The organism is Vibrio sp. OPT46, from assembly GCF_015163535.1.
Classification (GTDB): domain Bacteria; phylum Pseudomonadota; class Gammaproteobacteria; order Enterobacterales; family Vibrionaceae; genus Vibrio; species Vibrio alginolyticus.
Genome location: NZ_JADDYG010000358.1, coordinates 32,450 through 42,395, shown reverse-complemented (window position 1 = coordinate 42,395; position 9,946 = coordinate 32,450). Strand labels below are relative to the sequence as shown.

Sequence of the window (9,946 nt, the reverse complement as noted above, 5' to 3'; positions counted from 1 at the left end):
ACGACCGTGTATTCGTAGACTCACTAGCAACGCGTATTATCGAAATCCGCGATGGTAAAATCACAGACTTTAAAGGCACTTACTCTGAGTTCCTAAAAGCTCGTGGTGTTGACGCGTAATTACTCGCAAAGCGTTTAAAAAGCAAAAGCCTCGCTATTTAGCGAGGCTTTTTTGATATTTGGCCTTAATCCTTAAACTGACCGGTTATATACGCATAGAGCCCGACCACGCCAAAGGTAATAATCATAGAAAGCATGATACCGCTGGGCGTAAGCAGAAAATTCCACAATTGGTCATTATTCATAGTCCACATCCTCTGTGAATCCGCATTATTGGTTTTAGTTTACACTGAAAAGGTGTTATTGGTTGCCTTTTACATCAAATTCAACCTTGTCGGCTCCTGTAAACACTTGGAAGCGCAAACCTTTCGCACGCGCAATGGTTGTAATACCAAATTGCTTCGCTAGATCTAACCCCATTTGAGTAACGCCAGAGCGAGAAAGCAGAACAGGAATGCCCATTTGAGCCACTTTAATCACCATCTCTGATGTAAGGCGACCAGTTGTGTAGAAAATTTTATCTTCACCTGTTTCTTCTTTGAGCCACATCTCACCTGCAAGTGTATCCACTGCGTTGTGACGGCCGACATCTTCCACAAATGACAACACTTCATTACCTTTGCAAACCGCACAGCCGTGTACTGCGCCCGCTTTTTTGTAGGTGTCGTTGTAATGAGTTAACGCTTCCAGCGCAGAATAAATTTCTGACTGCTTAAGAGGAACTTGAGGCACTTGATAATTTTCAAGCTGCTTCATCACGTTGCCATACATAGTGCCTTGGCCACAACCTGAGGTGACGGTTTTCTTTTTCAGGGCGCCTTCTAAGTGCTCAGTGTTTTCTTTAGTAATCACCGCTGCGGAATGCGTTTCCCAGTCAATAATAACGGATTCGATCGCGGCTGGATCGGACAGGAAGCTTTGGTTTTTTAAATAACCGAGTACTAGTGCTTCTGGACGCGAACCTAGCGTCATGAGCGTGACCACTTCTTTCCAGTTCAGCATGACCGTAAGAGGACGCTCGCAAGCGATTTGCTTCGTGAGCTTTTCGCCGTACTCGTCGTACACATCGACTTCAATGGTTTGCAGGGGATTTTCACTGGTTTTAATAATATTTGGTTTCAGCACAGTCGTGTCCTAGTGATTAAGAGCGTTAGGTTGCTACGCATTTAGCTTGCTAAGTGGTTAGCAAAGCAAATCTCATTCCAAAATAGCGGTTCCCACAGAAATTGCGAGGTTTTATGTCAACAATGCATTAAAACTGCGAGTTCGCAGTAATGACACATCAATACATTTGAGTTTCGTCTAGTTTGGTACTTATAGCCTGAGGGAGTATATAGACTAAGTTATATCAGCTTGGCGCGTTTATTGCTTCGAAGACAATAAAAATGGTCGAAAACGGGGGCAAAATGTCCTGTGTGTTTTCAGACCAAAAATAGAAAGACTGGGTGAGTTATGTCGGATAAGAAAGATTTCGAAAAAAATTACGAAAAGACTGAGGATACATGGCCAATCGGCGTAGAGCTTGTTGAGCATGAGATCAGTACAGGGATTTGGGTGACAACCCAATGGCAGTTGACAGGATTTGCGCTGAATCCGACGGAAGAGACTCCAGATGTTTGTCTGTTGCAATTACATAAAGACGAGCGTACAGACTACCGCTTTAACTTAAGCTCTCAGCAACCTAAACTCTTTTTAGTGATGGATAACGTCGAGTCTGGTGAAAAACCAGCGATACAGTTACTGACGGCTTCACAATCTGTTGCGGCGCAATATATGGATGGTGATAACCTTGTACTATCTAACGATATGCCGTTAGCCGTTCAGGCTTGGATGGAAGCCTTTATCGGTCGCCACGGTGAGTTGTTAGAAGTAAGACGTAAGAAACGCAAAGGAGCGGGCAGAGCAAATGGCAACTAGTTTTTTAAGCCGTTGGTCGAAACGTAAGTTAGAAGAATCTTCCCAACATGATGAAGAGATCACGCCGATAGCAGAGACGGCGCAATCCGAAGATAGTGTCACAGCGCTTTCAAACGCTGACGAAAGCTCAGATGCTTTGAACGTCAATGAGGATAGTCAGGCTCCAGACATTACCGCGAGTGTAGATACTGAAAAAACCGAAGAAATGTCTGTGGCGCAACTGCTGGTTTCTGAAGCCTCAGAAAGCGTCAAGAAAGCTGCGCTGCGCAAAATGTTCTTGTCCGAAGAATTTAACGTGCGTGACGGCCTAGACGATTACGATGATGATTACAGTAACTTAAAGTCACTTTCTCAAGACGTCGCTGAGACGCTGCGTGATTGGGTTAAAGACAAAGTGGAAGACGAACCAGACGCTGAAACTGCGCAAGGGTCTGAGCTTAACGCTAACGATATCGCATCTGAGGTAGTTGAAGACGCAGAGTCAAACACCGACAAAAGTGGCCAAATTACTCAAGATGAAAATGAACTGTATATAAATACAGTTCCTGGCGAAAGTGATACTTTTGCTGAAGAATCACAGCCTAACGAGGTGAGACAAAATATACCACACAAAGAATAGGTACATTTTGACTAAACACTCAATGAGCCGGCTGAGACAAAATGTCTCAACCGGTTTTTTTATCCCTACTATTTGTCAGTAAAGTTGATAACCTATTGATTTTTAGTTGATATTTTATTGGCATGACACTTGCTATCTGTTGCTCAATACCAATCTGGTTGAAGTTAGTACGGACGCACTGCGTAGTATTCATCGCCTGTAGACGGCGGAATAAGAATGCTCATTGATAAGTTAATCAGCAGAATCTCCGGCGCTAACTACACTAAGAGATGGAAAAGACTATCCATGTTCATAAATGGAATTGAGCAATGCTGAAACAATTATTAGAACAAGCAACTTCCAATAACGGTAAAGCGAGGCTGTACGCTTTCGAAAATACCGTAGAGTTGACCAATCTTATTCCACCAACCGTAAGCTATGAAAGCGGCGGTAACACTTTGATTGTGGGCCCAACGGCAATCATCGAAAGTGCGGCAGTACAATTGTCGCAAATGAACAGCCTAACGCTGCTTTCTACCGATGGCGAAAAGGGCACAAATCCCGAGCTTTATTACGCCAATTCGGTTCAGGTTTCAGGGTTCTTAGGTACGTTTGAAGTTCTGATTGAAAATCATGGTTCGACCAACAATCTTGCCAAGGTCGCGATCAATAGCGATTGTTTCGATATCGTACTCGATCTTTGCCTTAACAGCTGCATGTCGGAAGAAGTCCCAGTACCGGGCTACTACCCAGTAGGTCGTGGCTATCCGAAACTGGCTGAAGCGTTGGAAGAGATTCCAACCTTAATGGGGACGTTCGATAAACCGAAATTCTTCCGTTTAGATACCGATTTATGTGCACACAGCTCTCGTGGCGTAAAAGGTTGCGAACGGTGTGTGGATGCTTGTCCGGCAGGGGCACTATCGAGTGAAGGCAGCGACAAAACGGGCCATCGCATCGAGATCAACCCATACCTATGTCAAGGCGTGGGTACTTGTGCTACAGCGTGTCCGACAGAAGCGATTCATTACGCACTGCCAAACCCTGAAGATACGCAAAAGTTTATTGAACGTACGCTCGCCAACTATGAGCAAGCGGGTGGTTTAGATCCTATCGTATTGATTTGCAGTTCTCGCCACGAGAGCTACAACGTGATGGCACTAAAAGCACTGCCAGATAATGTGATTCCAATTGTGGTGGAAGAACTGCCTTCGGTTGGTATTGATACTTGGTTCGCCGCGCTTGTGAATGGTGCTACTCAGGTGCTGTTTGCGGCTTCACGTTTTATGCCTCAAACCATTATTCGTGTGCTTAATAGCGAAGTAGGTATTGCTCAAGAGCTGCTCGGTCAGCTTGGTATCGCCAAAGAAACCATCGACATTCTGTATCTAGAGTCACTACGTGAAGGTGCTCCGACACTTTGTACCGAGTCTTTTGATTTGGCATTAGGAGACTTGCAAGGCAACAAACGTCAGCGTCTATTTACGGCGTTGGATGCGTTGTCCGCATCACGTATTCCAGTTGAGAACATTGTTGAACTTCCAGCGAACGCACCTTACGGCACAGTCTCTTGTGAAAGTAAAGGTTGTACGTTGTGTATGAGCTGTGTGGCGGTGTGTCCAACACGTGCATTGCATACGGACGGTCGATCTCCGTCGCTTAAATTCGTCGAGCAAGACTGCATTCAATGTGGGCTGTGCGAGAAAGCGTGTCCAGAGAAAGTGCTGACGCTTACTCCTCGTATGAACTGGGTGAAAGAAGAACGCCAGAAAGCGGTTGTGATTCATGAAGAAAAGGCAGCCGAGTGCATTCGTTGTCACAAGCCCTTTGCTCCGCAATCGATGATCGACATGCTACAAAACAAGTTACGCGGTCACTCTCATTTCTCTGATGAAGCGGCGATCAATCGTATCGCGATGTGTGAAGACTGCCGTGTGATCGACATGTTTGAGTCGATGGCAGAAGACCCAATGAAACAATTAAAATACTAGGAGCTCGCAGTGGACACACAACAAGAACAAACACTGAGAACAGACATTTATCTCGTTCTATCTGCACTTTTTCGTAGTGCGCCTAGTGATGAAATGCTGGCGTTCCTGAAATCGCTAGAAATTGAACCGTCTGAGAGCGCGATGCAAAAAGCTTGGCTCGCACTGCAACAAGCCGCGAACGAAGCGCAGCGAGAAGCGTTAGAAGAAGAATATCAAGATCTGTTTATTGGCATTGGACGTGGTGAAGTTGTGCCATTCGGATCTTGGCATCGCACTGGCTCGATGATGGAAAAACCGTTAGCGGAAATTCGTCGCGATTTGGATCTTTTAGGCATCGAACGAGAAGAGAACGTGAAAGAGCCTGAAGACCATATTTCTGCACTGTGCGAAGTGATGGCAATGCTGACAGGTGAAGAGGAAGAACTTCAACAAGCGGTGTTTAACAAACACATTGCTCCTTGGTTCCAATCTTTTACGCGCCAACTAGAGAGCGCCGAAAGCGTGAACTTCTACAAGCCAGCTGCACAGCTTTGCGATGCATTTTTAACGTTAGAGCAAGTCCGCTTTAGCGTGAACACCAAAAGCAGTAAGAACAAATTAAAAATTGATGTGAAAAACGTCACTGATTACGAGTAATCGAGCAGTACTTGGTCATATCGATAGAGAGGCATGAGTCTCCAAAGATCTACCGTAAGGTAAGGAAGCAATGATGAAAGATAATAAAGAAATAAACACAAGCCGTAGGGATCTCCTAAAAGGCTTCACAACCGCTGCCGTTGCCGGTGCTGTTGTTGCGGGAACCACGAAAGTGGCCGTTGCTTCAGAAACGGTTGAGCCTTCTGAAAACGACGTGAAGAAGAAAGGGTATCGTGAAACTCAACACATTCGCGATTACTACGACACACTTTAGGAGATAACGGATGAAACTTGTCAAACGCTCCGACAGTGTGAGCAAAGAAACGAACCAGCTTGGCGTATCTCGTCGTGCATTCATGAAAAACACTTCGCTTGCCGCTGGTGGCGCAGTGGTTGGTGCTAGTCTATTCGCACCGGGAATGATGAAAAAAGCGCAAGCAAAATCAGTCGATCCAGAAGCGAAAACAGAAGTAAAACGTACTATCTGTTCTCACTGTTCAGTGGGTTGTGGTATTTACGCAGAAGTTCAAAATGGTGTTTGGACGGGTCAAGAGCCTGCATTCGACCACCCATTTAACGCCGGTGGTCACTGTGCAAAAGGTGCAGCACTGCGTGAACATGGCCACGGTGAGCGCCGTCTTAAATACCCAATGAAGCTTGAAAACGGTAAGTGGAAAAAGCTTTCTTGGGATCAAGCGATCGAAGAAATCGGTAACAAGGTGATGGACATCCGTAAAGAGTCCGGCCCTGATTCGGTTTACTTCTTGGGAAGCGCAAAGCATAGCAACGAACAAGCGTATTTGTTCCGAAAAATGGCATCACTTTGGGGTACGAACAACGTTGACCACCAAGCGCGTATTTGTCACTCAACAACCGTGGCGGGTGTAGCGAATACTTGGGGTTACGGTGCGATGACCAACTCTTTCAATGACATGCACAACTGTAAGTCGATGCTATTCATTGGTTCAAACCCAGCTGAAGCACACCCAGTAGCGATGCAGCACATTCTGATCGCAAAAGAGAAGAACAACTGTAAGATCGTCGTAGCGGATCCTCGTCGTACACGTACGGCAGCAAAATCGGATCACTATGTCTCACTTCGTCCTGGTTCTGACGTAGCATTCATTTGGGGTGTGTTGTGGCACATCTTCGAAAACCAATGGGAAGATAAAGAGTTCATCCGTCAACGTGTATTCGGTATGGATGAGATCCGTGCTGAAGTGGCGAAATGGACGCCAGCAGAAGTTGAGCGCGTAACAGGCGTAAGCGAAGAAGACGTTTACCAAACAGCAAAACTGCTTTCTGAAAATCGCCCGGGCTGTATTGTTTGGTGTATGGGTGGTACTCAGCATACTACTGGTAACAACAACACACGTGCTTACTGTGTGCTTGAGCTAGCGCTTGGAAACATTGGTAAATCAGGCGGCGGTGCAAACATCTTCCGTGGTCACGATAACGTACAAGGCGCAACCGACCTTGGCGTGCTCTCTGACACGCTACCGGGCTACTACGGCCTTTCTGAAGGCGCTTGGCGTCATTGGTCAAAAGTGTGGGAAATCGATTACGAATGGATCAAAGGTCGTTTCGATGACAACGCTTATAGCGGTCAGAAACCAATGCACAGTGCAGGTATTCCTGTATCTCGTTGGGTTGATGGTGTACTGGAAAACAAAGACAACATTCGTCAACGCGAAAACATCCGTGCAATGTTCTACTGGGGACACGCAGTGAACTCTCAAACACGTGGTGTTGAGATGAAAAAAGCGATGCAGAAGTTGGACATGATGGTGATTGTGGACCCATACCCAACGGTTGCTGCGGTAATGAACGACCGTACCGACGGCGTTTACCTGCTTCCTGCAACAACACAGTTTGAAACACACGGCAGCGTTACCGCATCTAACCGCTCTCTACAATGGCGTGATCAGGTGATTGAACCTTTGTTTGAATCAAAACCAGACCACGAAATCATGTACCTGCTTTCGAAGAAACTGGGCTATTCCGATCTTCTGTTCAAAAACATCCGTGTTGAAAACAACCAGCCGGTGATTGAAGACCTAACGCGTGAATTCAACAAAGGCATGTGGACGATTGGTTACACAGGCCAAAGCCCAGAGCGTTTGAAAGCGCACCAACAAAACTGGCATACGTTCCACAAAACCACATTGGAAGCGGAAGGTGGCCCTGTCAACGGTGAAACCTATGGTCTACCTTGGCCATGCTGGGGCACACCAGAAATGAAACACCCAGGTACACACATTCTGTACGATACGTCTAAGACGGTTGCAGAAGGTGGCGGTAACTTCCGTACGCGCTTTGGTGTGGAATTTGAAGGCAAGAGCCTTCTTGCAGAAGACAGTTATTCGAAAGGCTGTGAAATCAAAGACGGTTACCCAGAGTTCACTGACAAGTTGTTGAAACAACTTGGTTGGTGGGACGACTTAACTGCTGAAGAGAAAGTGGCAGCAGAGGGTAAAAACTGGAAGACTGACCTTTCTGGCGGTATTCAGCGTGTCGCGATCAAGCACGGTTGTATTCCATTTGGTAACGCGAAAGCGCGTGCGATTGTTTGGACGTTCCCAGACCGTGTGCCACTGCATCGTGAACCACTTTACACACCACGTCGTGACCTTGTAACGGATTACCCAACTTGGGAAGACAAAGATGCAATCTTCCGTGTTCCTACGTTGTATAAATCCATTCAAGAGCAAGACAAATCGGGCGAGTACCCAATCGTTCTGACTTCTGGCCGTCTGGTTGAATACGAAGGTGGTGGTGAAGAGACGCGTTCAAACCCTTGGCTTGCCGAGCTTCAACAAGAAATGTTTGTTGAAGTGAACCCGAAAGACGCGAACGATCTTGGCTTTAGAGATGGTGATGATGTTTGGGTTGAAGGTGCAGAGAAAGGACGAATCAAGGTGAAAGCGATGGTAACACGTCGTGTGAAACCTGGTTTGGCGTTCATTCCGTTCCACTTTGGCGGTAAGTTCGAAGGTGAAGACCTACGCCCTAAATACCCAGAAGGTACACAACCTTACGTTGTTGGCGAATCGGCTAACACGGCAACCACTTACGGTTACGACCCGGTTACCTTGATGCAGGAAACCAAAGTAACCCTATGTAACATTCGTAAAGCGTAAGGAGTCTGACAATGGCACGAATGAAATTTCTATGTGACACCAAACGCTGTATCGAGTGTAACGGCTGTGTTACTGCATGTAAGAACGAAAACGACGATGCGCTTGAATGGGGCATTCAACGTCGCCGCGTGGTAACACTAAACGACGGTGAAGCTGGTGAAAACTCTATCTCTGTTGCTTGTATGCACTGTACCGATGCGCCTTGTATGGCAGTTTGTCCAGCTGATTGTTTCGAACATACCGAAGACGGCATCGTTCTTCACAATAAAGATCTGTGTATCGGTTGTGGTTACTGTTTGTTTGCTTGTCCGTTTGGCGCACCTCAATTTCCTAAACAAGAGGCGTTTGGTGAACGTGGCAAAATGGATAAATGTACTTTCTGCGCGGGCGGCCCAGAAACAGAGCCTGGCTCTGAGGAAGAACGTCAAAAATACGGTGCGAACCGTATCGCAGAAGGCAAGTTACCGATGTGTGCATCGCTTTGTTCAACCAAAGCGCTGCTTGCGGGTGACGCAGAGAAAGTCTCTGACATTTTCCGTCAACGTGTGGTAGAACGCGGCGCGAAAAACGCAGGTTGGACAGACGGAAACGATCTTTCTTACGATGCGACGAAAAGCTAAGTAAGGAGAGGCACATGTTAAACACGCTTAAACGTGCATCTCTAGCAATGCTGTCAATGATGACGGCATTGCTGCTGACTTTCGCAATGCCTACTTCAGCAGAGGAACAATCTTCTAAAGTTATTCAACAGGAGATCACGCAACTCGCCGGGGCAGACTATTGGCGCGAAGTCAGAGAGGGGCAAGAAGGCTACACCACGTCTCAATCGCCAGAACATGGCGTATTGATCAGTAAACCTGGTGAGACTTGGTACATTCTAAAAGAGAAATGGATGTCTCCTGCTGGTGCTATCGCGATTTTCGGCAGTATCGCGATGGTTATCATGGCTTACGTATTCGTTGGTCCTTTGATGCTTAGCAAGCCGCGTACTGGTAAAAAAATGAAGCGTTGGTCTCGTTTAGACCGCGCGCTTCACTGGAGTATGGCGTTTACATTCTTAACGTTGGCATTCAGTGGTTTGATGCTGGTTTACGGTAAGCACTTCTTAAAACCGTATGTTCCTACTGAGTTCTGGGGCTTTATCGTCATGTTGGCGAAGCAGTACCACAATTACATGGGACCATTGTTCTTCATTTTGCTGATGCTCGTGCTCTTTAAATGGTGGCGCAAGTCGATTCCAAACATGACTGATGTTCGTTGGTTCATGAAAATGGGCGGTATGGTTGGTAAACACAAAGGCACACATCCGTCAGCTGGTTTCTCAAACGGTGGTGAGAAGGCAATCTATTGGTTGTTAATCTTCTTTGGTGCTATCGCGGCAGTGAGTGGCTTAGTTCTGGACTTTCCTATCTTTGGCCAAACTCGCCGTGACATGGAGCTTTCTAACTTAGTTCATGCGATTTCGGCGCTGATTCTAATCTGTGGCTTTATCTTCCACATCTATATTGGTCTATTCGGTATGGAAGGTGCGCTAGAAGGCATGGTGACAGGTGAAGTTGATGAAACATGGGCGAAAGAGCATCACGATCTTTGGTATGAGGAAGT

9 protein-coding genes are annotated in these 9,946 nt (G+C 46.5%); 8 read left to right on the top strand and 1 reads right to left on the bottom strand.

All coding sequences use genetic code 11. The features are described from left to right. Window positions 1-359 precede the first annotated feature (359 nt). A complete protein-coding gene (locus tag IQR33_RS16245) occupies window positions 360-1,184 on the bottom strand; it encodes a formate dehydrogenase accessory sulfurtransferase FdhD (protein WP_017820681.1) in 825 nt (274 codons plus the stop codon). Window positions 1,185-1,511: 327 nt separating this feature from the next. Here IQR33_RS16245 and IQR33_RS16240 point away from each other — a divergent pair, with 327 nt between their 5' ends. From IQR33_RS16240 to IQR33_RS16205, 8 genes are all read left to right on the top strand, one after another. Next, window positions 1,512-1,976, top strand: a complete 465-nt coding sequence (locus IQR33_RS16240) for a DUF3305 domain-containing protein (RefSeq protein ID WP_005389514.1) — start codon at window positions 1,512-1,514, stop codon at window positions 1,974-1,976. Continuing rightward, window positions 1,966-2,595, top strand: coding sequence for a DUF3306 domain-containing protein (locus tag IQR33_RS16235; protein ID WP_193837373.1), 630 nt, complete (start codon window positions 1,966-1,968; stop codon window positions 2,593-2,595). Before IQR33_RS16240 ends, IQR33_RS16235 begins: the two co-directional genes overlap by 11 nt. Before the next feature lie 308 nt (window positions 2,596-2,903). Next, window positions 2,904-4,565 (top strand): 4Fe-4S dicluster domain-containing protein, encoded by a 1,662-nt coding sequence (locus IQR33_RS16230; RefSeq protein WP_053303070.1) that lies wholly within the window; start codon window positions 2,904-2,906, stop codon window positions 4,563-4,565. Window positions 4,566-4,574: 9 nt separating this feature from the next. Beyond that, the gene (locus IQR33_RS16225) at window positions 4,575-5,201 is read left to right on the top strand and encodes a TorD/DmsD family molecular chaperone (protein WP_017820684.1); all 627 of its coding nucleotides are present in this window, start codon (window positions 4,575-4,577) and stop codon (window positions 5,199-5,201) included. 73 nt (window positions 5,202-5,274) lie between these two features. Next, a complete protein-coding gene (locus IQR33_RS16220; protein WP_005377542.1) occupies window positions 5,275-5,475 on the top strand; it encodes a twin-arginine translocation signal domain-containing protein in 201 nt (66 codons plus the stop codon). Between the two features lie 10 nt (window positions 5,476-5,485). Next, window positions 5,486-8,341, top strand: coding sequence for a formate dehydrogenase subunit alpha (locus IQR33_RS16215; protein ID WP_005377539.1), 2,856 nt, complete (start codon window positions 5,486-5,488; stop codon window positions 8,339-8,341). 11 nt (window positions 8,342-8,352) lie between these two features. Next, window positions 8,353-8,961: a formate dehydrogenase FDH3 subunit beta gene (gene fdh3B / locus IQR33_RS16210; protein ID WP_005377536.1), complete on the top strand. Its 609-nt coding sequence runs from the start codon at window positions 8,353-8,355 to the stop codon at window positions 8,959-8,961. Between the two features lie 14 nt (window positions 8,962-8,975). Next, on the top strand, window positions 8,976-9,946 hold a 971-nt coding region (locus IQR33_RS16205), incomplete at its 3' end, for a formate dehydrogenase subunit gamma (protein WP_193843862.1).

Excerpts from the sequence above, each read along its gene's own strand:
- IQR33_RS16235 (WP_193837373.1), top strand. The coding sequence starts at position 1,966 with ATGGCAACTAGTTTTTTAAGCCGTTGGTCGAAACGTAAGTTAGAAGAA.
- fdh3B (WP_005377536.1), top strand. The coding sequence starts at position 8,353 with ATGGCACGAATGAAATTTCTATGTGACACCAAACGCTGTATCGAGTGT.
- IQR33_RS16215 (WP_005377539.1), top strand. The coding sequence starts at position 5,486 with ATGAAACTTGTCAAACGCTCCGACAGTGTGAGCAAAGAAACGAACCAG.
- IQR33_RS16240 (WP_005389514.1), top strand. The coding sequence starts at position 1,512 with ATGTCGGATAAGAAAGATTTCGAAAAAAATTACGAAAAGACTGAGGAT.
- IQR33_RS16220 (WP_005377542.1), top strand. The coding sequence starts at position 5,275 with ATGAAAGATAATAAAGAAATAAACACAAGCCGTAGGGATCTCCTAAAA.
- IQR33_RS16230 (WP_053303070.1), top strand. The coding sequence starts at position 2,904 with ATGCTGAAACAATTATTAGAACAAGCAACTTCCAATAACGGTAAAGCG.